The following is a 21,761-nucleotide window of genomic DNA, read 5'->3' on the forward strand; positions in this document are numbered from 1 at the left end:
GCCAGAGCGGAGGTAGGGGACCTATGACGCGAGGAACGGCATGAGCGAGCAAGTACAGGAGACGCCCGACCTGTACGGGGCCTACCCCCGCCTGGGCGACGAGGCGATCGCCACCCTCGCACGGCACGGCGAGCGGCGGCCCACACAGGTGGGAGAGGTGCTCTTCCGGGAAGGGGAGCCGTGCCCGACGTTCTACGTCGTCCTCTCCGGCAAGGTCGCGGTCGTCGAGCGGTACGACAACGAGGAGCATGTGCTCGGCGTCCACGGACGCGGCCGGTTCCTCGGAGAGCTGGGGCTGCTCACCGGACAGGCCGGGTTCCTGCGGGCTGTCGTCCGGGAGGCGGGCGAGGTGCTCGCCGTGCCGGTGAACGAGCTGCGCGCCCTGGTCGCCAGGGAGCCCGATCTGGGCGACCTGATTCTGCGCGCCTACCTCATCCGGCGCACCCTCCTGATCGAGCTGGGAGCCGGGTTCCGGATCATCGGGTCGCGCTACTCGCCGGACGCCCGGCGGCTCCGCGAGTTCGCCGCACGCAACCGCGTGCCCCATAAGTGGATCGACCTGGAAGAGGACAAGGAGGCCGACCAACTGCTCCACCACCTCGGCTTCACGCCGCAGGACACCCCCGTCGTGATCCTGCGTGGCGAGCGGGTGCTGCGCAACCCGTCCAACGCCGAGCTGGCGCGGGCGATCGGCCTGTCCGTACCGCTGGCACGCAAGATCGTCGGCGACCTCGTGATCGTCGGCGCGGGACCGGCGGGTCTGGCCGCGGCCGTGTACGGGGCGTCGGAGGGGCTCGCGACCGTCGTGATCGACGCCGTCGCGACGGGCGGCCAGGCGGCGACGTCCTCGCGCATCGAGAACTACCTCGGCTTCCCTTCGGGGATCTCCGGGGGAGAGCTCGCCGACCGCGCGGTCATCCAGGCCGAGAAGTTCGGCGCCCAGTTCTCCGTGCCGGTCGAGGCGCTCTCGCTCGGCCAGCGGGACGGGTACTACGTGATCGGCCTCGACGAGGGCAAGGTGGCCAACGCCCACGCGGTCGTCGTCGCCACGGGCGCGCGGTACCGCAAGCTCGACGTCCCCCGCCTTGAGGAGTTCGAAGGCGAGGGCATCTACTACGCCGCCACCCTGTTCGAGGCGCAGCTCTGCCTCCGCGACCCCGTGATCGTCGTAGGGGGCGGCAACTCCGCGGGCCAGGCGTCCATCTTCCTCGCCCCGCACGCCGCGCGCGTGCGGCTCCTCGTGCGCTCGGATGACCTCGGCAAGGACATGTCCCGCTACCTCGTCGACCAGATCGAGCGGAACCCGGGAATCCAGGTCCTCCTCAACACCGAGGTGAGGGAACTGATCGGCGACAAGGTGCTCCAGGGCGTCGTCGCCGAGAACAACCGGACCGGGGAGCGGCGCGAGATCGAGGCGAAGGCCGTCTTCGTCTTCGTCGGCGCGGACCCCCACACCCAGTGGCTCGCCGACGAGGTCGCGCTGGACGACAAGGGGTTCATCCTCACTGGGCCCGACGCCGTACGCGCCGGGGGCGACGGCGAGCGGTGGGACAAGCCCGGAAGGCCGTACCCCCTGGAGACCAGCCGGATGGGCGTCTTCGCCGTGGGGGACGTGCGTAGCGGGTCCATCAAACGCGTCGCCTCGGCCGTCGGCGAGGGGTCCATGGCCATCCGCCTCATCCACGAACACCTGGAGACCGGGGGCCTCCCTCCCGTCTGACCGGCTGCGATGGCTCACCCGCCTGTCCGGTGGGGGCGTCATCGCGCGCGACGTCACGCTCGGCGTGGCGTCGCTGGTCGTGAAGCTCGTCTCTGGGACTCACCTCTGCCCCCACGGCCGTACTGGTCTTCGTCGGCGTGACCATGGGCACCCGGGCGCTCGTCGTCGCCCGCCGCGCCCGCGCCCTTCCGGCCTCTTCCGTCACCGCCCCTGCCGTTCCCGCGTGAACAGGCCTGGTCGGTGAAGGTGGTCACGGCGGCTCGACGCGATTTTGGTCGTACGCTGGTAAGTCCAAGGTCCGGGTGGGGAGTAGCCCCCGTGCCCCGTCACGGTTGACGACGGGGAGACCGATCACTCCAATCGTCGCCACCCCAGACGACAAGCCCCCGTCGGTCAGGTGTTCGTGGCAGGTTTTCCCCTCCCGCCGGTAACTCGGCGTGTGTGATCACCTAAACATTGTCAAGCGAAATACGTTATAAGCGGAATACGTTTGAAGCGGAATCCGTCGGTAGTGAAAATGTGCCGACAGTGAAAGAGCTGTCGGGGCGGTGTGATTTCTGGCAGCGTTAAACTCAGCATTTCGCGGCACGTAAAAGCCGCGATTACCAGCGACTAATCTGGGAGCAGGTGGCAACGGTGACCCCGAGGCGTTCCAGCCGTGACCCGTTCGCGGCGACCTTCGAGTCCGGCTCGCAAGCCGTCGAGGTGCCCTCACCCTCGATGATCGATCCGATCGGCCGGCGGCTGCTTCGCGAGCGCATCATCTTCCTCGGCCAGGAGGTCGACGACGAGATCTCCAACCGGATCTGCGGTGAGCTCCTGCTGCTCTCCGCTGAGGACGCCAAGCGAGACATTTTTCTATACATCAACTCGCCGGGTGGTTCTGTAACGGCGGGCATGGCTATTTACGACATCATGCAATATGTCCCCAACGATATCTCGACGGTGGCGATGGGCTTGGCCGCCTCGATGGGGCAGTTCCTGCTCTGCGCCGGCACGGCCGGCAAGCGCTACAGCCTGCCGCACGCCCGCATTCTGATGCACCAGCCGTTGGGCGGTATCGGCGGCACGGCCTCCGATATCAAGATCCAGGCCGAGCAGATGCTCTACACGAAGAAGATGTTCGCCGAGCGCATCGCCTTCCACACCGGCCAGTCCGTGGAGCAGATCGAGCGCGACTCCGACCACGACCGGTGGTTCACGGCCGACGAGGCCCAGAGTTACGGCTTCGTCGACCACGTGGTGCGGAGCGCCAACCTGGTTCCCTCCGCGGGTCCGGTCTCATGACCGGCCGCACAGCATGACCTCGAAGCACAAGTGGAGGCACTATGAATGACCTGAGCCGGCCCGGGATCCCCGCCGGAGTCGTCCCCATCGAGAGCCGGTACGTCATCCCCACCTTCACCGAGCGCACGAGCTACGGCACGAAGGAGATGAGTCCCTACAACAAGCTCTTCGAGGATCGCATCATCTTCCTCGGGGTGCAGATCGACGATACCTCGGCCAACGACGTGATGGCCCAGTTGCTGACCCTGGAGTCACTCGATCCCGACCGTGACATCAGCATCTACATCAACTCGCCGGGTGGCTCGTTCACCGCGATGGCGGCGATCTACGACACGATGCAGTTCGTCCGCCCGGAGATCCAGACCGTGTGCATCGGCCAGGCGGCGTCCGCCGCGGCCGTGCTCCTCGCGGCCGGCACGCCGGGCAAGCGGGCGGCGCTGGCGCAGTCGCGCGTCCTGCTCCACCAGCCCTCCACCGAGGGCAGCTTCGGGCCGACGAGTGACATGGAGGTCCAGGCACGCGAGATCATGCGGATGCGCGCGATGCTCGAAGGCCTCATCTCGACCCACTCGGGCCGATCGCTCGAGAGCGTCCGCAAGGACATCGAGCGCGACAAGATCCTCACCGCCGAGGAGGCCAAGGAATACGGCATCGTGGACGCCATCTTCGTCAGCAGGAAGCGGAAGCCCGCCCTGCTGAAGTCCGCGGCGAAGTGAAATGCCGGTGGCGCCGCCCGCGAGCCTCTCCTCGCTGGTAGCGGCGCCACCTGTCGCGCTGTTTGTTCGACCCGGCCGTGTGGGCCGGGCTCGGTCAGACCTGCCCGGCCTTCTCCAGGGCGGCGCAGCAGGTGCCCACGATCAGCCGCGTCACGACGTACGGGTCGCAGTTGGCGTTGGGGCGGCGGTCCTCGATGTAACCCTGCTTGTCGACCTCGACCTGCCACGGGATGCGGACCGACGCGCCGCGGTTGGACACGCCGTAGTTGAACTCGCTCCACGGGGCGGTCTCGTGCATGCCGGTGAGCCGGTTCTCGATCTCCGCGCCGTACCCGGCGATGTGCTCCTCGGCCTTCTCGCTGAGGGCCTCGCAGGCGGTGATGATCGAGTCGTACCCGGTGCGCATCGCCTGGGTGGAGAAGTTGGTGTGCGCTCCCGCGCCGTTCCAGTCGCCCTTCACGGGCTTGGGGTCGAGCGTGGCCGAGATGCCGAAGTCCTCGGCGATGCGGTACAGCAGCCAGCGGGCGACCCACAGGTGGTCGGAGACCTCGAGCGGCCCGGCGGGGCCGACCTGGAACTCCCACTGGCCGGGCATGACCTCGGCGTTGATGCCGGAGATCGCCAGACCGGCCTCGAGGCAGGCGTCGAGGTGCGCCTCGACGACCTCGCGGCCGTACACCTCGTCGGCGCCGACGCCGCAGTAGTAGAAGCCCTGCGGGGCGGGGAAGCCGCCGACCGGGAAGCCGAGCGGGCGGCCGTCCTTGAAGAAGGTGTACTCCTGCTCGATGCCGAACCACGAGTCCTGGTCGGCGAAGCGCTCGGCGACAGGGGAGAGCTGCGCCCGCGTGTTGGTCGGGTGGGGCGTCATGTCGGTGAGCAGGACCTCGCACAGCACCAGCACGTTGTCACCGCCCCGGATGGGGTCAGGACAGGTGAACACCGGCTTCAGCACGCAGTCGGAGGCCTTTCCAGGCGCCTGGTTGGTGCTCGAACCGTCGAAGCCCCAGATCGGCAGCTCCGCGCCATCGGCAAGAATCCTGGTCTTCGACCGAAGGCGGGCGGTCGGCTCGGTGCCGTCAATCCAGATGTATTCGGCCTTGTAGGTCACGACGATCCCTTCAGACAAGGCAGACCCCACACGTGTCCGCAACGCCGACATTGTCAACCCGCCGTTTCGAAGCTGTTGCCCATATATGAACGCCATGTGAAATCGTGCACGAGCCCGGCGTGTCCTTGCTCACACATCATGCCTGGTCAGGTACCGGGGGCGGGTGTCGGAGGGGAACCGTGTGGATCACCGGTTCGGTGAGAACGCCCCCCAGCTGCACCACTGCCGATCACCCTCCTTAGGCTGAGATCGCGATTGAAGCCATCCGATTCCGCCGCGCCCCCGTGGTCCGGCGATCGTGGTCACCCCACGTTGGAGGAAGCTCATGATCCTTGTAACCGGAGCCACCGGTAACGTCGGCAGGAACGTGGTCGAACAGCTTCTCGCGGCAGGCCAGGAGGTCAGGGCCCTCACCCGCGATCCCGGCAAGGCGCACGTGCCGGCCGGGGCCGAGGTGATCCGCGGGGACCTGTCCGAGCCCGACACCCTGTCTCCCGCGCTCGAGGGCGTCACCGCCGCCTTCCTGTACGCCGTACCGGGCAGCGCCCCCGCTTTCCTCAAGGCCGCCAAGGACGCCGGCGTGCGCAGGGTCGTCCTGCTCTCATCCCTCGTGGTGGACGACGACGCCGAGGTGCAGCCGAACGCCATCGCGGCCCTCCACGCCGTCGTCGAGGACGCGATCGAGGAGTCCGGCCTGGAGTGGACGTTCGTGCGGCCCGGCGCTTTCGCCACCAACGCCTACCAGTGGCTGGGCCAGATCAAGGCGGGGGACGTCGTACGCCTCCCGTTCAGCCAGGCGGTGACGGCGCCGATCCACGAGGCCGACATCGCCGCCGTGAGCGTCAAGGCACTGACCTCGGAGGGCCACGTAGGCGCGCGGTACAAGCTGACCGGCCCGCAGCCACTGACCCTGAGCGGGCAGGTGCGGATCATCGGCGAGGCCGCCGGCCGGCCGCTCCGCCTGGAGGAGGTGCCGCCGGAGGCCGCCCGGCAGGTGATGATCCAGCAGATTCCCGAACACCTCGTGGACACGTTGCTGGACCTCCAGGCCAGGTCCGTCGGCCGCGAGCCCCTCGTGACGCACACCGTCGAGCAGGTGACCGGCCGGCCGGCCCGTACGTTCGCCCAGTGGGCGGCGGACCACGCCGACGACTTCCGCTGATCATCGGCACGCTGCTCGCCGGCCTGCCTTGATCGAAAGCTCGGAAAAATTATTCACACTCGCCGTTCCGCCGGGGCTCCGGAGCGCGTCACTCGCCGGTGGAAACGCGCAGCCAGTACGGGGAGCGGGCGCCGGGGACGTACGGGCCGTCGAGGCGTTTGGCGATGATGGCCGGAAACCCTTGCTCCCTGGCCACCTTGAGCACGGGCTTGCCGTCGCCCGGGAACCAGGGAGTCGTCTGCCAGTGCGGGCCGCGCAGGCCCAGGTGGTCGAGGGTGCGGCGCCGGTCCCTGTAGACCCGGTCGAGCAGGACTCCGCCGTTGAGGCGGAGCACGTCGAAGATCATGTAGATGGGGGTGCCTTCCATCTCGACGATCTGGCCGTCGAGAATGGTGGGAAGCCCGAGGAGGTTCTTGCCCAGGCCGCCGAGGTCGGGGTGGTCCAGAGGCGTGCCGTCCTCGGAGAAGAGGCTGACCTGGCCGTTCTCGATGCCGGCGAGGGCGCGCGTGCCGCCGAGGTCGAACTCGAAGCCGTAGTCGTCCTGGTCGCGGGGGAGGCGCTTCCGGTCCTCGGGCAGCATGGGACGCAGGTCCGCGGCGGTCGGCAGTCCGGGTTCCGGCGGCGGGTCCATCCGGTGGATCATCCAGTTCTTGCCGTCGGTCGGGAACAGCACGTAGCGGCCGGAGGCCCGGGACCCGTGTATCACGATCTTGACCTCGCGGTCCGTCCACTTCTCGGTCTCGTAGGTGCCCCGGTCCCAGACGAGCATCAGGCCCCCGCCGTACTCGCCCTTGGCGATCTCCCCCTCGAACGTGGCGTACTCGATGGGGTGATCCTCGGTGTGCACGGCCAGGTGGTTGGTCTTGGGGTCGAGGGGGAGTCCCTTCGGGATCGCCCAGGAGGCCAGCACGCCCTCGCGTTCGAGACGGAGGTCCCAGTGGAGGCGGCGGGCATGGTGTTCGTGGATCACGAAGGTGTCGTCCTGGCCTGTGGGGAGAGGCCCCGGCTCGGGCACGGGCTCCGGCGTGCGGGCGGCGTCGCGCTTGCTCCGGTAGACGTCCAGCTTGTCGGCCGACATTGCCGTTTATTACCCACACACCGGCATACCGCACCCACTGCAGACGGGTCGGGTGTCACGTCTGGTTGGAGCCTCGCCAGCTCGCTGTCAGAGGCTGCGTGTCTCGCCGCTGGGCGCCTGGCTGCTCTCGGCGACCTCTGGACGGGGTTCTTCGCCGCTTTCACGCGCAGGTGGATCCGCGCCGGAGCCGGCCGCGGGCGTGATGGGAGTCCACGCGGCCGACAGGGCGCCACCGAACAGGCCCAGGATCATGCCGAGCAGGAAGCCGCCTATGTTGGCGTACAGGATGGACATTATGGACAGGAGGCTGGCCATGACGCCCAGGAAGATCCGCTGCGCCGGTTGCGACCAGATGAGCACGCCCAGGATGATCATCGCTATGGAGATCAAGTAGATCAGCCCCGCCTGGGCCGAGTGGATGACCAGGGGAAGCGCGTTGACGGCGAGGGGGATGCTGAGCAACTCCAGCCCGGCCAGGAGGGTGAGCAGACCACCCCAGAACGGGCGAGAACGCCGCCAGGACTTCACGATCTCCTCCCTCTCGGGATGTACGGCCGGTCGCTCACCCGGCGACCGGGAGCACCATGAGCACTAGACGCACCTCAAGCTAGAAACACTCCTGCACGCCGGGCAGCACCCGCAGCAGGGATGCAGGGACGCCGAGCCTCTCGGCACTCGTGGCCAGGATGATCTGCCGGGAGTTCTTGACGACGACCATGGAGGACACCTGGCTGACGACCCCGGGCTGACCGGTGATCTCCGGTACGGTGCTCGCGGTGCTGGCGTCGCGCCCGATCTGGATGTTGGTGTAGTGAGTGTCGCCGGCCAGCATGCGCGCGTAGATGACCTGGTTGTCGGCCGTCACCGGGTCCTTGCCCGTGCCCCCGGTGGCCTTGAAGGTCACCGTGCCCACGGGCGTTTCGACCACGTAGCTCTGGCAGAGATTGAACACCTCCGAATGCCTGTTCGTGGTGACATATACGGGGATCTGCTTGCCTCCCTTCGTCTCCACCACGCCGGGGAACTCGGCGACGTCCCACGCGCGGGTCAGGTCGGCGGAGACCTTGATCTTTTCCCCGGCGACCACGAACGAGGCGCCGATGGCACCCTGGGCGACGGCACCGACCAGCACCGACGCCACTGCCGCCGCGGGTATGAAGACCAATGCGAAGCGCTTCCAGCGCACCCGCCCCTGTTCACGCATGGCACACCTCATGCCGACTGCCAGACCGATGAGTCACCACACCGTGAGCGACCACACGGCTTCCCGCCGAGCATGATGATCTTCGTACCTGGCCTCAACCGGACACGCCGGATATCACGGTAAGTTGCCCTCGCGCGCACCAGGCGATGACGCCTCGGCGCTCCATGAAGGGGCCAGGCGGGTCAGCGCGCCCAGGCCTCGCGGGTGGTGGTCACGTCGGTCGCCGTGCGCAGCGACTCGCCGATCGCCAGGCTGATCAGATGGTCCTGGCAGCCGTCGGCCAGGGGGTACGGCTCGGGCGCCTCGCCCCTGACCCAGGCCGTCATCTGGCACAGCAGAGAGACGACGGCCAGGTCGTCCTCCGAGAACCGCGCCCCCTTGTACTCGTTGCGGTAGACGATGCGCCCGTCGAAGCTGATGTGATCGAGCTCGAAGCCTTCGAGGTTCAGGTCGATCCCGGTCTGGCGCCGGGCGAGGTGTGACTCCACGGGGGTGGCCGGGTCGGCCAGGCGCACGACGCGGTCGTCCACCAGCTCGCCCAGCGAGCCGCGGATGACGATGCGCCGGGTGCGCAGCGGGTTCCACCACTGGTTGTCGGTGAAGTCGTACAGCCCCATCCCGCCGGCGAACTCCAGGGTGGCGATCGTGGTGGCCGCCTTCTTCGGCGACGCGTCACCCGTCCAGCCGTCCGGGGTCAGCGGGTCGGCCAGCGGGGCGGTGAACGACCTGGCGTTCACCGTGGCCTCCTGGAAGCCGACCCCGAGCATGTGACGGATCATCGACACCGCGTGGTAGAGGTGCGTGGAGGAGACCTGCACGGATGTCACCTGCCCGATGACGCCCTCGCGGATCAGCGCCAGCCTCGCCGCGTGACCCGGCATGTGCAGATACTGCTCCGCCACCTGCACCAGGCCGCCGGCACCGACGGCGGACCACAGGTCGCGCAGCCCGTCCAGGTCGGCCGCCGGCGGCGTCTCGGCCAGTGTCGGGACGCCGAGCTCGACGAGCTCCTTGGTCACCTCCGGGGTCACCGGCCACGGCACCGAGGGGATGACGAACTCAGGACGTCCGGCGGCGAGCATCTCCCCGACGGAGCGGAATGTCGGCACCCCCCATCGCGACTCCACCTCGGCTCCGCGCTCGGCCGATCTGGTCACCACGCCCGTCACCGACAGCCGCTCGGGCAGCTGCCTGGCCAGGCGCAGGAAGAACTGTGAACGCCACCCGCTGCCGACCAGGCCGAAGCGACCCGCTGACTCTGAGCTCAAGATGCTTTCCTTCTCGTACGCGGGACGCTCCGCGAGGGCCCCCGTGGTCTCCCTGTACGGCACACCACACACTGCACGGGTTCCCCTCAGAGATCAATACTCCGACTCTCCGCACAAGCGCCGAAATTTCACTACATCATGCGACTTTTACCGAAATGAGCCTGGAGCATAATCGATCTCACGCAACAGATCACGCTCAAGAACTGACCCTCGCTCGATGAAGGGGGTCACCGTCCAGGGTGGCCGCCTTCCGCCGTGGAGACGCCCTTGTAGACAGGCCTGGCCCCGCGCACGTTGAGCATGATCGCGTAGACGGAGGTCGAGGCGGTCATGAACAGCCAGTTGCGCTTGAGGCCGCCGAACACCAGGTTGGACGTCGTCTCCGGGAGCTTCAGCCTGCCGATCAGCGTGCCGTCCGGGGCGAAGCAGTGCACGCCCTCGTGCGTGGCGGCCCAGATCCGGCCGGCGTCGTCGAGCCTGATGCCGTCGAAGGAGCCCGCCGTGCACTCGGCCAGCACCCTGCCGCCCGACAGCGTTCCTTCGTCATGCACGTCGAACACCCTGAGGTGCCTGCGCCTGGTGTCGACGACGTACAGCTGCGCCTCGTCCAGGGAGAAGGCCAGCCCGTTGGGCCGGACGAAGTCGTCGGCCACGACGCGGACCTCGCCGGTGACCGGGTCCACACGGTAGACGTGGTCCCCGCCGATCTCGCTCTCGGCCCGGTGCCCCTCGTAGTCGCTGGTGATGCCGTACGAAGGGTCGGTGAACCAGATCGAGCCGTCCGACTTCACCACCACGTCGTTCGGGCTGTTGAACCGCTTGCCCTCCCACCGGCCGGCGACCGTGGTGATCGAGCCGTCGTGCTCGGTTCGGGTCACCCGGCGGGCGCCGTGCTCGCAGGAGACGAGCCGGCCCTGGGCGTCCAGAGTGTGGCCGTTGGTGTAGCCGGCGGGAACGCGGAACGGGCCGACGTTACCGGTCAGCTCATCCCATCGGAGCATGCGGTCGTTGGGGATGTCGCTCCAGAGCAGGTATCGGCCCGCGGGCACGTACACGGGCCCCTCGGCCCAGCGGCAGCCCGTGTGGATCCGCTCGACCCGCTTGTCACCGCCGACCGCGGCGAAGCGGTCGTCCAGCGCCTCGAACTCGGCGGGAATGGTCTCTGTCATATGGTAAGCAAAGCTCACCATATGACATCACGTCAAACCCCAATAAGCCCTGATAATATTCGGTCATGGATGACATCGACAGGATGTTGATCGGTCTCCTGCAGAAGGATGCCACCCAGTCGTACGCCTCGCTCGGGGCCGCCGTGGGCCTGTCGAGCGGCGCCGCCCACGAGCGGGTCAGGAAGCTACGCGAGCGCGGGCTCATCCGGCGCACCACCGTGGACGTCGACCCGGTTGCCGCCGGCCGGGGCGTGCTGGCGTACGTCATGATCGACGGCAACACCTGGATGGGCGACACCGCCGAGGCCCTCAAAGCCATCCCAGAGATCGAAGAGGCCCACGTGATCGCCGGCCCGGCCACACTGCTCGCCAAGGTGCGCGCCTCCAGCACCCAGGAGCTGCAGAGCCTCCTGCGCAGGGTGTTCGACATCGAGGGCGTGGCCAGAACCCAGACCATCGTCGTCCTGGAAACCTTCTTCGAACGCGACGTTCACATCCCACTCCCCATCGCCGATCCCACTTGAACGGCTGCGTCTACCCGTCCAGCCGATCAGCGATCCTGCGCATGAGCGCGGCGACTCGCGTGGCGCGCATCTCCGAGGGACGGTCGAGCGTGGGGGTAGCCGCGATCGACTTGTCGTACTCCTCATCGAGAATCGCGTGAAACCTCCGGGCCTTTCGTGTCTGGGAGGTTTCTTGCAGTACTAAGGAAACAGTGATCGCGGCCAGCGCGATGCTGAGTCTGGGCGGTCATGCCGCCTTTCATACCCCCTGTGGAGTGGGTGGGGGAAGGCATTCGATCTTCCTCGGGAAGTATCGGCGGATGTCTTCTCCGCGTTGCCAGTGGTCGCTGATCTGGCGGCGGCAGGTGTCGATGAGATCGCGGTCGGTGAACTTGCGCGCACCCGCCAGAACGCCGTCTGCGTACTGGATGTCGTACATGACGGGGTCCCTGGTGCGATCGCCGAGCACCACGACCTCCGGCAACTCGCTTCGCGTCTCCAGGTGCGCGATGGCCTCCAAGGGGAGAATCCTTATCTGCTCACCTAGCTCGGCCCAGATCGCGAGCAGGTGCAGCTCCCACTGGAGGTAGGGAGTCGGTGGCTCGCAGACGAACCGGATTCGCCGTTGTACGATGCCGCAGCGGTCGAGCTCGCGTTGATGCTCGATCCTGTCGGCGCGCATCTCCTCGACGAGACTCAGGGACTTCGCCCAGTCACCTTCGGTCATCGCAAGCCAGCTGGGCAGGGAAGGCTCCTTGAAAGTGATCTGCCTCTCCAGCTTCCAGGTCATGTCGGCTTTCCAGAAATTATCCTGGAAGTCGCTCTTGTAGGCGCCGAGATCGAGATCCTGCGCTGGAAGGCGGCCGAGCTGGTCAAGCATCGGGGATATCCGGCTTCGCGCTGGTGAGAAGGTGCCGTGGAATCATGACGAGACGCTCGTCAGCGCGAATGGTCACGTCGCTGGGAAGCCTGCCCGCATAGCTGGCTGTGACGTCACGTCCGACCACGGCTATGTCTCCGTTCGCCATCTCCCAGATGTCGGGGCAACCATCGGTGTTGGCCGTGCTTCCCAGCTCGCGCATCGACTTGCCGATTCTACGCAGGAATTCTGTTCCCGTCTCCGCTTCCCAGGGCGTATTCATGCGTCGCGCCTTCCCATTATTGGCACCTTACAGGTATAGCGTCACACGGGCTGTAATGGGCGTCAATATTGTCGAATAACCGGTCATATATCGCAGGCCGTAACCGTGTTTTGAGTTTCTTCCGGTGGTGTGGCGCGCCGATTTCTTGCTCAGGCTGGTACTGATACGGCGGCGGAGTGTGCTGACGTGTGAGCCGAGCGTTCTGTCCGTGCGACCCGGATGATGATTGACGCATGTGGATCTGCCTGCTTTGAGCTGGCGTTGAGGTGGGTCAGGTAGAGGTATGGGTTATGGACCGGCCTGACAAGGTTCTCGTCGTTGATGATGAGCCGAACATCCTCGCTCTGCTGTCGCAGACCCTGCGCCTGGTGTCGTTCGATGTGAAGACGGCGGAGTGCGGGGCCGACGCGTTGAGGGCCGCGGCCGTGTTCGAGCCGGACATCGTGGTTCTCGACGTGATGCTGCCCGATCTGGATGGTTTCGAGGTGGCGCGCCGGCTCGGCGAGGGGGTGCCCGTGCTGTTCCTGACGGCGCGGGACACGGTGGAGGACCGCGTCCAGGGGCTGAGCCTCGGCGCGGACGACTACGTCACCAAGCCGTTCAGCCTGGAGGAGGTGGTCCTGCGGATCAAGGCCATCCTGCGCCGGAGCCGGGCGGCCGGGCCGTCCACGGACCACCTGCTCAGGTACGCCGACGTGGAGCTGGACGCGGACGCGCACGAAGTGCGGCGCGGCGGCGTCCCGGTGGACCTGTCGCCGACCGAGTTCAACCTGCTGGCTTACCTGCTCACCAACGCCGGCCGGGTGGTGAGCAAGACGCAGATCCTCGACAGCGTCTGGCGCTACGACTTCGGCGGAGACTCCAGCATCGTCGAGTCCTACGTCTACTACCTGCGCAAGAAGATCGACCGCTGGGATCCCCCGCTGATCCACACCGTGCGGGGGGTCGGCTACACGCTCAAGCTGCCGCGAAAGGGTGACGCGTGAGCCCGTTCGCAGGAGATGCGAAGCCGTCCGGAGGAGATGTGAGGCCTGTCACGGGAGATGTGAAGCTGTTCGGAGGACGGTTGAGGCCGCCGGGACACTGGACGCTGCGCGCACGGCTGGTGGTGGCGGCGGTGGCGCTGACGGGGGTCGCGCTGGTGCTGGCCAACGCGGTGGGTCTGACCCTGCTGCGGAACTACCTGGTCGACCGGCTGGACGACCAGCTCGACGCCACCGTCTCACCGGCCGTGGCCGGCGTCATGGCGATGCCCAAGGGGCTGCCGCTCCCCGCGTCCCCACAGCCCGGCCAGAAGCCGATCCGGATCCTGGTGTCCGAGAAACAGATCGTCCAACGGATGATCGGCGACAGGAGGTTCTACGTCTTCGCCCCGGATGGGAGGCTGGCCGGCGAGATTCCCGGGGCGCTCCCGAACAGGCCGGAGCTCGGCCCCTACGACCAGATTCAGAAGGGCGAGCCGTATACGGTGCCCGGCACCGACGGGCCGTCCTGGCGGGTGAAGGCGATGGACCTCCCCGACGGCGGGACCGTGGTGATGACGGCGTCGCTGGCCGAGATCGAGGCGACCCAGCGGTGGCTCATGGCCATCGACGCCGCGGTCATGGCGGTGGTGCTGGTCCTGCTCGGCGTGGCCGCCGCCGCCCTGGTACGGCTCGGCATGCGCCCGCTGACCAGGATGGAGGAGACGGCCGCCCAGATCAGCGCGGGTGACTTCAGCCGCAGGGTGCCGGAGACCGCCCCGCACACGGAGCCGGGCCGTCTCGGGGTCGCGATGAACGTGATGCTCGACCGGGTGGAGTCGGAGATCGCCGCGCGCATCGAGTCGGAGGCGCGGATGCGACGGTTCCTCGCCGACGCCTCCCACGAGCTGCGTACTCCGCTGACGTCGGTGCAGGGCTTCGCCGAGCTGTACCGCAGGGGTGGTACCCCGCCGGGGCCGCCCATGGACGAGACCATGCGCAGGATCGAGGACGAGGCCACCCGCATGGGCCTGCTGGTCAACGACCTGCTCGTGCTGGCCCACCTGGACGAGGAACGTGCCCTCGACAGCCATCCCGTGGACCTGCTGGAGATCGCCGTGGAAACGGTGCGCGACGCGCGTGCCCGCCTCCCCGAGCGGCGGATACGGCTCACCGGGCTCGGCTCCGCGTTGAGCCCGGTCATGGTGATGGGGGATGAGGCCCGGCTGCGGCAGGTGGCGGCCAACCTGGTGACCAACGCGCTCGTCCACACCCCACCGGACGCGAAGATCACCGTGCGGGTGGGGGTGGACAAGGCCGCCGTCTCACCGGCCGCCGCGGTCGGCGAGGGAGCGCACCGGATCATGGGAGTGCTGGAGGTGTGCGACACCGGCCCGGGAATCCCCGAGGATCACGCCCCGCGCGTCTTCGAACGGCTCTACCGGATCAGCCAGAGCCGCTCGCGTGCCGAGGGCGGGGCAGGGCTCGGGCTCGCCATCGTGGCCGGGATCGTCAGGGCGCACGGCGGACGGGTCGAGCTCGAGACCTCCCAAGGAAAGGGCGCCGTCTTCCGGGTGCTGCTGCCGCTCGAAGATTCCGAGGTTGCTCCGAGGTAGCTCGGGGGTCGCTCCGATCCGCGCTCGGCAGCATTCGGGCATGAGAAGAACACTTGTGGCGGTGGCGTTCCTCGCGCTAGCCGCCGGATGCGGACAGTCGGCCACGTCCGGCGGGGTGGCTTCGGTGCAGGGCACGAAGACCGCCTCCCCCAACGGCGCCACCCCGGCCGCCTCGGTCGACCCCGCGGAGCAGGGCAGGAAGTTCGCCCAGTGCATGCGGGACCACGGCGTCGACATGACCGACCCGGAGGCCGCCGGTGGCAGGATCGCCATCAGGATTCCCAAGGGCGCCGACCGGGCCACCATGGACAAGGCCATGGAAGCCTGCCGCAGCCTGAGCCCGATGGGCGAGAAGGGCCGCACGATACCGCCGGAGGATCAGGAGAAGTTTCGCGCCTTCACCCAGTGCATGCGGGACCACGGCGTCGACATGCCCGACCCGGACTTCTCCAAGGGCGGCGCCATCAGGATCGGCGGTCCGAACAGCAAGATCAAGCCGGACGACCCGACGTTCAAGAAGGCCCAGGAGGCCTGCGGCGACAAGCTGGACGGCCCCGGCGGGGTCGCCAAGCCCATGGGATCCCGAGGGTGAGCGACACGCGAACGGAGCGGCCCGTGAACTCGACGGACGAACCGGAGGCCCCCCCGCGGCGCCGGCGCAGGCGGGGCAAGGCGGTCGTGGTGGCCGTGGCTTGCGGAGGAGTGCTCGCCGCCTCGGTGGCGGCCGCGATCGGCGTCGGAGGCGAAACCGGCACGCCCGTCGCCCAGCGGACGCCCCCGGCGACGGCCCAGGTCACCCGTACCACGCTGACCGAGACCAAGACCGTCGACGGCACCCTCGGCTACGGCGACACCGCCACCGTCTCGGCCGCCTCCCGTCAGGGCACGATCACCTGGTTACCGGCTGCCGGCGCCGTCGTCACCCGGGGCCGGGCCGCCTACAGTGTCGACGCCGACCGGGTTCCGCTCCTGTACGGGAGCACGCCCCTTTACCGCACCCTCGAGAACGGGGTCGAGGGCAAGGACGTCAAGCTGCTGGAGACCAACCTGGCCAAACTCGGCTACGACGGCTTCACCGTGGACGACGAGTTCACCTGGACCACTCGTGAAGCTGTGAAGCAGTGGCAGGAGGACATCGGCGTCCCGGTCACCGGCCGGGTCGAACCCGGCGCCGTCGTCGTACACGACGGCGCGTTCCGGGTCGCCGAGCTCAAGACCACACTCGGCGCCACCGCCGGCGGCCCCGTGCTGACCTACACCGGTACGACCCGTCAGGTCACCGTCCCGCTGGATGTCGCCGACCGGCATCTGGTCAAGAAGGGCATGAAGGCGACCGTGGAACTGCCGGACGGCTCCACCGTGCCGGGCACCATCAAGGACATCGGCAAGGTGGCCACCGAGAGCACCACCCAGGACGAGACGACGACCACGATCGAGGTGGTCGTCTCCATCCGCGCCGGCAAGAAGCTCAACACGTACGACACCGCCCCGGTGAACGTCACGATCGTCTCGGCGCGGCGTAAGAACGTGCTCGTCGTTCCGGTCAACGCGTTGCTCGCGCTGGCCGAGGGCGGGTACGGCGTGCAGGTCGTGGAGGGCCCGGCCACCCGCTACGCGGCGGTGAAGACGGGCATGTTCGCCGACGGCAAGGTGGAGGTCACCGGGGTCGACGAGGGTGCGACCGTGGTGGTGCCCAAGTGATCGTCTCACTCAGCGAGGTCAGCAAGCTCTACGCCGGGGAGGTGGCCGCCCTGCGCGGGGCCACGATGGAGGTCGGGTACGGCGAGCTGGTCGGCATCGTGGGCCCGTCCGGCTCCGGCAAGTCCACGATGCTGAACATGATCGGCACCCTGGACCGGCCATCGGGCGGCACCGTGCGCATCGCGGGCCATGACGTCGCGACGCTCACCGACCGGGAGCTGTCGGCCCTGCGCGCGAGCACGATCGGCTTCGTGTTCCAGCAGTTCCATCTGGCAGCCGGGGTACCGGTGCTGGACAACGTCGCCGACGGGTTGCTCTACTCCGGCGTCCCCCTCAGGCGGCGGCGAAGGAAGGCGACGGAGGTGCTGCACAGGGTCGGCCTCGGACACCGCCTCGACCACCGGCCGCACGAGCTGTCCGGCGGGGAACGGCAGCGGGTGGCCATCGCCCGCGCCGTGGTCGGCGACCCCGAGCTGCTCCTCGCCGACGAACCCACCGGCAACCTCGACTCCAAATCAGGTGGCGCCGTGATGACCCTGCTACGCGACCTCCACCAGGCCGGCACCACCGTCCTGATCATCACGCACGACCGGGACATCGCCGCGGCCCTGCCCAGGCAGATCGAGATGCTGGACGGTCGCGTCGTCCACGACTCCCGGGCCGATCGGGTGTCGACATGGTGACCGTCCCATTTCAGGTGAGGTGGGCGCCCGTCATCTCTCAGACCAGGCGAGGGACCACATGGTGACGATCTCCGAAGAGCGGCGCGGCACGCGGCTGACGCCCTCCCGCCTCAGCCCCCGCGACGTGCTCAGGGTCGGCGGGGCGGGGCTCAGGTCACGGCCGCTGCGGGTGTTCCTCTCGGCTCTCGGTATCGCGATCGGCATCGCGGCGATGCTGGGCGTGGTCGGCATCTCCGCCTCCAGCCAGGAGGACCTCAACCGGCAGCTGTCCGCGCTCGGCACCAACCTGCTCACGGTCTCACCGGGCGACACCATGTTCGGTGAGGGATCGCACCTGCCCGCCGAGGCGGAGAGCATGATCGGCCAGATCGGCCCGGTGACCTCGGTGACCGCCACCGGAACCACCAGCGCCAAGGTCTACCGGAACGACCACATACCGGAGAGCCAGTCCGGCAGCATCACGGTCCAGGCCGCCCGGCTCAACCTGCTCAAGGACGTCGGGGCGACGGTCGTCAGCGGCACCTGGCTGAACGAGGCCACCCACCGCTACCCCGCGGTGGTCCTCGGATCGAGGACGGCCGACCGGCTCGGCGTCGCCCAGGCGGGACCCGAGCAGCGCGTCTGGCTCGGCGGCCAGTGGTTCACCGTCGTCGGCGTGCTCGCCCCGGCGCCCCTGGCCCCCGAGCTCGACACCTCGGCCCTCGTCGGCTGGCCGGTGGCCGAGGAGCGGCTCGACTTCGACGGCTACCCGACGACCGTCTACACCCGGGCAGAGGAGGAGCACGTCGTCGAGGTCAGGAACGTGCTGGCCGCCTCCGCGAACCCCGAGCACCCCGACGAGGTCGACGTCTCCCGTCCTTCCGACGTGCTCGCCGCCAAGCAGGCCACCGACGCGACGCTCAACGCGCTGCTGCTGGGCCTCGGCGGCGTCGCGCTCCTGGTCGGCGGGGTCGGCGTGGCCAACACCATGGTCATCTCCGTACTGGAGCGGCGCGCCGAGATCGGCCTCCGCCGCTCCCTGGGCGCCACCCGGGGGCAGATCCGGCTGCAGTTCCTGGCCGAATCGCAACTGCTGTCGGCCCTGGGCGGTATCGGGGGAGTGGTCCTGGGCATCGGCGTGACCATCGCCTACGCCACCTCCCAGGGCTGGCCGTCGATCATCCCTGCCTGGGCGATGGTCGGCGGCGTGGTCGCGACACTGATCATCGGGGGCATCGCCGGCTTCTATCCGGCGGTCCGCGCGGCCCGCATGCCACCGACCGAGGCTCTCGCCACCACCTGAGGCGAGCGGCCGTACGGCTTGCCCGGCGGCCCGCCCACCCCGGCGGCCCGCCGGACATGGTTCAGCCCAGAGCGGTGCCAGTGACGTGAGGTGCGCTCCAGCGCCTGATGAGCTCGTCGACCGAACTCACCGCGCCGACCGCGTTCCTGCCGAATACGGTCTCGTAGGACAGGAGGACACCTGCGCATCCCTGGGCGAGCCAGTGGGCCAGATCGCAGATCTCCGCCCGGGTGGGGATGGAGAACCGCTCCAGTCCTTCCGCGACCTGCGTGGCGAGTATCCAGGGTATGCCGGCACCCGCTGCGACTTCCGCGATCCGTTTCACTGCTTCCGGCAGATCGACCCATGGGATGCTCAGGGCCAGGTCACCGCGTGCCGCCATCACCATGTCGGCCACGGTGCAGATCTCCCGGATGTTGGCCACTCCGAGCGCCGTCTCTATCTTCGCGATCAGGGTGATGTCGCGTCCCTCAAGGAGGTCGCGTGCCTCCATCACATCCTGCGCGGACGAGACGAAGGACACGGCGACGGCGTCGAACTCTTCGTGTTGTGCGACGAACCGCAGATCAGACCGGTCCTTGGTCGTGAGCGCCCTTGGCCGGAAGTCATGTCCGCGTACCGTCAGTCCTCGCGCCTGGTCGATCACCCCGGTGGAAACCGCCTCGACCATGGCCGAGGCGCCGTCGAGGTCGACGACTGTCAGCTCCGCGCCGCCATCGCCCACCGTGATGACGTCCCCGAGCGTCAAATGACCGAAGAAGCGCTGGTCCGGTACGGGCAAGACCCCGTCACGCTCCGGATCGGACCTTGCCCCGGATGCCAACGTGAAGCGACTGCCCGGTGCCACGGGGATGGACGGCCGGCCGGTGAACTCGCCGAGCCGGGCCGCATCGACGGTCCCGGACGAGTTCCCAGGGACGGCGCGTTCGTTCCCGACATCGCTTCGTACGGCCCGCGTGGCCTTGACCTCCTCGAAAGGGAGATTTCGATGACCCTCACCCCGTCCGCCGGCGCGATCCGCCCGTTCCGCATCGACATCCGGCAGGCCGAGGTCGACGACCTGCGGGACCGGCTGACCCGTACGCGCTGGACCGGTGAGGTCCCCGGCACAGGGTGGAGTCGGGGAGTGCCCGTGGACTACCTGAAGGGCCTGGCCGACTACTGGGCCACCAAGTACGACTGGCGGGAGGCCGAGGCCCGGCTGAACGAATTCCCGCAGTTCATCACCGAGATCGACGGGCAGGACATCCACTTCGCGCATGTCCGCTCGGACAGGGCCGACGCCACCCCGCTGCTGCTCCTGCACGACTGGCCGGGCTCGTTCACGCAGTTCACCGAGGTCATCGAACCGCTGTCGCGGGACTTCCACGTGATCGTCACCTCCACGCCCGGCGTCGGATTCTCCGGCCCGCTCGCCGGCCCCGGCTGGAACACCGGCAAGATCGCGAGCGCGTTCGTCGAGCTGATGGCCCGCCTCGGGTACGACCGGTACGGGGTCCAGGGCGGCGGCGGGGGCGCGTGGATCGCCGCGGAGATGAGCCGCCAGGCACCCGCCCGTGTCATCGGCATCCACCTCAACGGCCTGGTCACCTTCCCCTCCGACGACCCCGCTGACTTCGCCGGCCTCACGGAGGGCGAGCAGGTACGACTGGCGCGACTGCAGAACTTCCGCGACGACATGATGGGCTTCAACGCCATCCAGTCGACCCGGCCGCAGACCCTCGCGTACGGCCTGCACGACTCGCCGGTGGGGCAGCTGGCCTGGGTTACCGAGAAGTTCAAGGAATGGACCGACACCGCCGCGGACCTGCCCGAGGACGCCGTCGGCCTTGACCACCTGCTCACCAACATCAGCGTCTACTGGTTCACCGGCACCGCCGGATCCTCGGCGAACCTCTACTACGAGATGGCGCACGATCCCGCCGCCTGGGGTCCTAAGGAGCGGGGCACCGTTCCCACCGCCGTCGCCGTCGCGCTGCCCACCGACGTCGCCATCCGCCGCTTCGCCGAACGCGACCTCAACATCACCCGCTGGACCGAGTTCGAGCGCGGCGGCAACTTCCTCTCCCTGGAGCAGCCCGAACTCCTCGTGGGCGACGTACGGGCCTTCTTCGAGTCTCTCGACTGACCTCATCGGGAAGGCCCGTTCAGGCATCGCACCCACTCGGGCCGGTGATCGATGACGCCGTGCTCGGCCCACCTCACGTCCGGGAGGACGGGGCCACGGCCACGTCGGCGAATGGCAGAGCACGGCCGCGACGCCCGCCCTGATGGCGGCCGCGCAGCACACGGTGGTGAACGAGCCGGGGTCCTACGTCGAGGACATGCCAAGCCCTCCGCCACGGAACGCCGACGTTAGCGTCGGGCTCGCGGCGCGGGGATCGCGCCGAGGGTGGGGTGGCGGCGGCGCCTTCATGACGGCGATTGTTTTACTCGAAACGGGACGGGTCCCCTGCACCTCGGCGGAGGATCTCCGGTTCGTCCCGCGAGAAGTCGATGACCGTCGTGGGCACGGCGCCGCACTCACCGGCGTCGATCACGGCGTCCACCACGTGGTCGAGCCTTTCCTTGATCTCCCAGCCCTGTGTCATGGCCTCGGTCTCGCCGGGAAGGAGCAGGGTGCTGGACAGCAACGGTTCGCCGAGTTCGGTCAGCAACGCCTGCGCGACGACGTGATCGGGGATCCGGACGCCGACGGTCTGCTTTCTGGGGTGCATCAACCGGCGCGGCACCTCCTTCGTCGCCGGCAGGATGAACGTGTAGCTGCCGGGAGTCGCCGCCTTGATCGAGCGGAACAGCGCGTTGCTGACGTGGACGAACTGGCCGAGCTGTGCGAAGTCCTTGCACACCAGAGTGAAGTGGTGGTGACTGTCGAGTTGGCGGATCTCCCTGATCCGGTCGATGCCGTCCTTGTTGCCCACCCGGCACCCGAGTGCGAAGCACGAGTCGGTCGGGTACACCATCAGCCCGTCCGCGCGGACGATGTCTGCCACCTGACGGAGCACCCGAGGTTGCGGGTTGTCCGGATGCACGTCGAAGTACTTTGCCATGCATGGGAGCTTAGTACTCCAGCCGTAGATCGTGATCTTCGTGCTGGTTAGCTGCGCAGCAGCACCGGTCGGAAAGCTGCCCCTATGAACCGGTAGCGTCTGGGCATGAC

At 68.2% G+C, this 21,761-nt stretch carries 22 protein-coding genes; 12 read left to right on the forward strand and 10 right to left on the reverse strand.

Translation table 11 applies throughout. The annotated features are described in order from the left end of the window. Positions 1-40: 40 nt before the first annotated feature. The 3 genes from AB0O34_RS07065 (at position 41) to AB0O34_RS07075 (ending at position 3,723) form a co-directional block, all read left to right on the forward strand. On the forward strand, positions 41-1,720 hold the full coding sequence (locus tag AB0O34_RS07065; protein WP_363913526.1) for an FAD-dependent oxidoreductase: 1,680 nt from the start codon (positions 41-43) through the stop codon (positions 1,718-1,720). A 720-nt stretch (positions 1,721-2,440) separates the two neighbouring features. Next, positions 2,441-3,007, forward strand: a complete 567-nt coding sequence (locus AB0O34_RS07070; RefSeq protein ID WP_363913528.1) for an ATP-dependent Clp protease proteolytic subunit — start codon at positions 2,441-2,443, stop codon at positions 3,005-3,007. A gap of 41 nt (positions 3,008-3,048) precedes the next feature. Then, complete coding sequence (locus AB0O34_RS07075) at positions 3,049-3,723, forward strand: ATP-dependent Clp protease proteolytic subunit (protein WP_363913530.1); 675 nt, start codon at positions 3,049-3,051, stop codon at positions 3,721-3,723. 94 nt (positions 3,724-3,817) lie between these two features. Here the strand turns inward: AB0O34_RS07075 and glnII are convergent, their stop codons facing one another. Next, positions 3,818-4,849: a glutamine synthetase gene (glnII, locus tag AB0O34_RS07080; RefSeq protein WP_363913532.1), complete on the reverse strand. Its 1,032-nt coding sequence runs from the start codon at positions 4,847-4,849 to the stop codon at positions 3,818-3,820. A gap of 307 nt (positions 4,850-5,156) precedes the next feature. On the opposite strand from glnII, the gene AB0O34_RS07085 reads away from it, so the two are divergent. Further along, positions 5,157-5,993 (forward strand): NAD(P)H-binding protein, encoded by an 837-nt coding sequence (locus AB0O34_RS07085; protein WP_363913534.1) that lies wholly within the window; start codon positions 5,157-5,159, stop codon positions 5,991-5,993. An 88-nt stretch (positions 5,994-6,081) separates the two neighbouring features. On the opposite strand, the gene AB0O34_RS07090 is transcribed toward AB0O34_RS07085, so the two are convergent. The 5 genes from AB0O34_RS07090 to AB0O34_RS07110 form a co-directional block, all read right to left on the reverse strand. After that, the gene (locus AB0O34_RS07090; protein ID WP_363913536.1) at positions 6,082-7,071 is read right to left on the reverse strand and encodes a DNA polymerase ligase N-terminal domain-containing protein; all 990 of its coding nucleotides are present in this window, start codon (positions 7,069-7,071) and stop codon (positions 6,082-6,084) included. 87 nt (positions 7,072-7,158) lie between these two features. Then, positions 7,159-7,599 (reverse strand): DUF6114 domain-containing protein, encoded by a 441-nt coding sequence (locus tag AB0O34_RS07095; protein ID WP_363913538.1) that lies wholly within the window; start codon positions 7,597-7,599, stop codon positions 7,159-7,161. A gap of 79 nt (positions 7,600-7,678) precedes the next feature. Then, positions 7,679-8,275: a DUF6230 family protein gene (locus AB0O34_RS07100; RefSeq protein ID WP_363913540.1), complete on the reverse strand. Its 597-nt coding sequence runs from the start codon at positions 8,273-8,275 to the stop codon at positions 7,679-7,681. 182 nt (positions 8,276-8,457) lie between these two features. Beyond that, entirely contained in the window at positions 8,458-9,543 is a 1,086-nt protein-coding gene (locus AB0O34_RS07105; RefSeq protein ID WP_363913542.1) for a Gfo/Idh/MocA family oxidoreductase, read from the reverse strand. A gap of 227 nt (positions 9,544-9,770) precedes the next feature. Continuing rightward, the gene (locus tag AB0O34_RS07110; protein WP_363913544.1) at positions 9,771-10,712 is read right to left on the reverse strand and encodes an SMP-30/gluconolactonase/LRE family protein; all 942 of its coding nucleotides are present in this window, start codon (positions 10,710-10,712) and stop codon (positions 9,771-9,773) included. A gap of 65 nt (positions 10,713-10,777) precedes the next feature. On the opposite strand from AB0O34_RS07110, the gene AB0O34_RS07115 reads away from it, so the two are divergent. Then, positions 10,778-11,236: an Lrp/AsnC family transcriptional regulator gene (locus tag AB0O34_RS07115; protein WP_363913546.1), complete on the forward strand. Its 459-nt coding sequence runs from the start codon at positions 10,778-10,780 to the stop codon at positions 11,234-11,236. A 238-nt stretch (positions 11,237-11,474) separates the two neighbouring features. Here AB0O34_RS07115 and AB0O34_RS07120 read toward each other — a convergent pair whose 3' ends face one another. Both AB0O34_RS07120 and AB0O34_RS07125 read right to left on the reverse strand, forming a co-directional pair. Further along, positions 11,475-12,095, reverse strand: coding sequence for a DUF6879 family protein (locus AB0O34_RS07120; RefSeq protein ID WP_363913548.1), 621 nt, complete (start codon positions 12,093-12,095; stop codon positions 11,475-11,477). Then, a complete protein-coding gene (locus tag AB0O34_RS07125) occupies positions 12,088-12,357 on the reverse strand; it encodes a hypothetical protein (protein WP_363913550.1) in 270 nt (89 codons plus the stop codon). Before AB0O34_RS07125 ends, AB0O34_RS07120 begins: the two co-directional genes overlap by 8 nt. 290 nt (positions 12,358-12,647) lie before the next feature. Here AB0O34_RS07125 and AB0O34_RS07130 point away from each other — a divergent pair, with 290 nt between their 5' ends. The 6 genes from AB0O34_RS07130 to AB0O34_RS07155 are packed head-to-tail and all read left to right on the forward strand — an operon-like array spanning position 12,648 to position 18,601. After that, on the forward strand, positions 12,648-13,343 hold the full coding sequence (locus AB0O34_RS07130; RefSeq protein WP_363913552.1) for a response regulator transcription factor: 696 nt from the start codon (positions 12,648-12,650) through the stop codon (positions 13,341-13,343). A 38-nt stretch (positions 13,344-13,381) separates the two neighbouring features. Further along, positions 13,382-14,935, forward strand: coding sequence for an ATP-binding protein (locus AB0O34_RS07135; RefSeq protein WP_363913554.1), 1,554 nt, complete (start codon positions 13,382-13,384; stop codon positions 14,933-14,935). A 40-nt stretch (positions 14,936-14,975) separates the two neighbouring features. After that, positions 14,976-15,527 carry a hypothetical protein gene (locus AB0O34_RS07140; RefSeq protein ID WP_363913556.1) on the forward strand — a complete coding sequence of 184 codons (552 nt, stop codon included), beginning with the start codon at positions 14,976-14,978 and terminating at the stop codon, positions 15,525-15,527. A gap of 23 nt (positions 15,528-15,550) precedes the next feature. Continuing rightward, positions 15,551-16,636 carry a peptidoglycan-binding protein gene (locus AB0O34_RS07145; protein ID WP_363913558.1) on the forward strand — a complete coding sequence of 362 codons (1,086 nt, stop codon included), beginning with the start codon at positions 15,551-15,553 and terminating at the stop codon, positions 16,634-16,636. Then, complete coding sequence (locus AB0O34_RS07150) at positions 16,636-17,319, forward strand: ABC transporter ATP-binding protein (protein WP_363913568.1); 684 nt, start codon at positions 16,636-16,638, stop codon at positions 17,317-17,319. Before AB0O34_RS07145 ends, AB0O34_RS07150 begins: the two co-directional genes overlap by 1 nt. A 58-nt stretch (positions 17,320-17,377) precedes the next feature. Continuing rightward, a complete protein-coding gene (locus tag AB0O34_RS07155) occupies positions 17,378-18,601 on the forward strand; it encodes an ABC transporter permease (RefSeq protein WP_363913560.1) in 1,224 nt (407 codons plus the stop codon). Between the two features lie 61 nt (positions 18,602-18,662). On the opposite strand, the gene AB0O34_RS07160 is transcribed toward AB0O34_RS07155, so the two are convergent. Further along, a complete protein-coding gene (locus AB0O34_RS07160; protein ID WP_363913570.1) occupies positions 18,663-19,646 on the reverse strand; it encodes a pyruvate kinase in 984 nt (327 codons plus the stop codon). Between AB0O34_RS07160 and AB0O34_RS07165 the strand changes: the two genes are divergently transcribed. Then, positions 19,590-20,729, forward strand: a complete 1,140-nt coding sequence (locus tag AB0O34_RS07165) for an epoxide hydrolase family protein (RefSeq protein WP_363913562.1) — start codon at positions 19,590-19,592, stop codon at positions 20,727-20,729. The genes AB0O34_RS07160 and AB0O34_RS07165 overlap by 57 nt on opposite strands. A 301-nt stretch (positions 20,730-21,030) precedes the next feature. Here AB0O34_RS07165 and AB0O34_RS07170 read toward each other — a convergent pair whose 3' ends face one another. Further along, positions 21,031-21,651 (reverse strand): L-threonylcarbamoyladenylate synthase, encoded by a 621-nt coding sequence (locus AB0O34_RS07170; protein WP_363913564.1) that lies wholly within the window; start codon positions 21,649-21,651, stop codon positions 21,031-21,033. Positions 21,652-21,761 lie beyond the last annotated feature (110 nt).

It is taken from the genome of Sphaerisporangium sp. NPDC088356 (assembly GCF_040685555.1).
Taxonomy (GTDB): Bacteria; Actinomycetota; Actinomycetes; order Streptosporangiales; family Streptosporangiaceae; genus Sphaerisporangium.

Excerpts from the sequence above, each read along its gene's own strand:
- AB0O34_RS07065 (WP_363913526.1), top strand. The coding sequence starts at position 41 with ATGAGCGAGCAAGTACAGGAGACGCCCGACCTGTACGGGGCCTACCCC.
- AB0O34_RS07070 (WP_363913528.1), top strand. The coding sequence starts at position 2,441 with ATGATCGATCCGATCGGCCGGCGGCTGCTTCGCGAGCGCATCATCTTC.
- AB0O34_RS07075 (WP_363913530.1), top strand. The coding sequence starts at position 3,049 with ATGAATGACCTGAGCCGGCCCGGGATCCCCGCCGGAGTCGTCCCCATC.
- AB0O34_RS07085 (WP_363913534.1), top strand. The coding sequence starts at position 5,157 with ATGATCCTTGTAACCGGAGCCACCGGTAACGTCGGCAGGAACGTGGTC.
- AB0O34_RS07090 (WP_363913536.1), bottom strand. The coding sequence starts at position 7,071 with ATGTCGGCCGACAAGCTGGACGTCTACCGGAGCAAGCGCGACGCCGCC.
- AB0O34_RS07100 (WP_363913540.1), bottom strand. The coding sequence starts at position 8,275 with ATGCGTGAACAGGGGCGGGTGCGCTGGAAGCGCTTCGCATTGGTCTTC.
- AB0O34_RS07110 (WP_363913544.1), bottom strand. The coding sequence starts at position 10,712 with ATGACAGAGACCATTCCCGCCGAGTTCGAGGCGCTGGACGACCGCTTC.
- AB0O34_RS07115 (WP_363913546.1), top strand. The coding sequence starts at position 10,778 with ATGGATGACATCGACAGGATGTTGATCGGTCTCCTGCAGAAGGATGCC.
- AB0O34_RS07120 (WP_363913548.1), bottom strand. The coding sequence starts at position 12,095 with ATGCTTGACCAGCTCGGCCGCCTTCCAGCGCAGGATCTCGATCTCGGC.
- AB0O34_RS07125 (WP_363913550.1), bottom strand. The coding sequence starts at position 12,357 with ATGAATACGCCCTGGGAAGCGGAGACGGGAACAGAATTCCTGCGTAGA.
- AB0O34_RS07130 (WP_363913552.1), top strand. The coding sequence starts at position 12,648 with ATGGACCGGCCTGACAAGGTTCTCGTCGTTGATGATGAGCCGAACATC.
- AB0O34_RS07140 (WP_363913556.1), top strand. The coding sequence starts at position 14,976 with ATGAGAAGAACACTTGTGGCGGTGGCGTTCCTCGCGCTAGCCGCCGGA.
- AB0O34_RS07155 (WP_363913560.1), top strand. The coding sequence starts at position 17,378 with ATGGTGACGATCTCCGAAGAGCGGCGCGGCACGCGGCTGACGCCCTCC.
- AB0O34_RS07165 (WP_363913562.1), top strand. The coding sequence starts at position 19,590 with ATGACCCTCACCCCGTCCGCCGGCGCGATCCGCCCGTTCCGCATCGAC.
- AB0O34_RS07170 (WP_363913564.1), bottom strand. The coding sequence starts at position 21,651 with ATGGCAAAGTACTTCGACGTGCATCCGGACAACCCGCAACCTCGGGTG.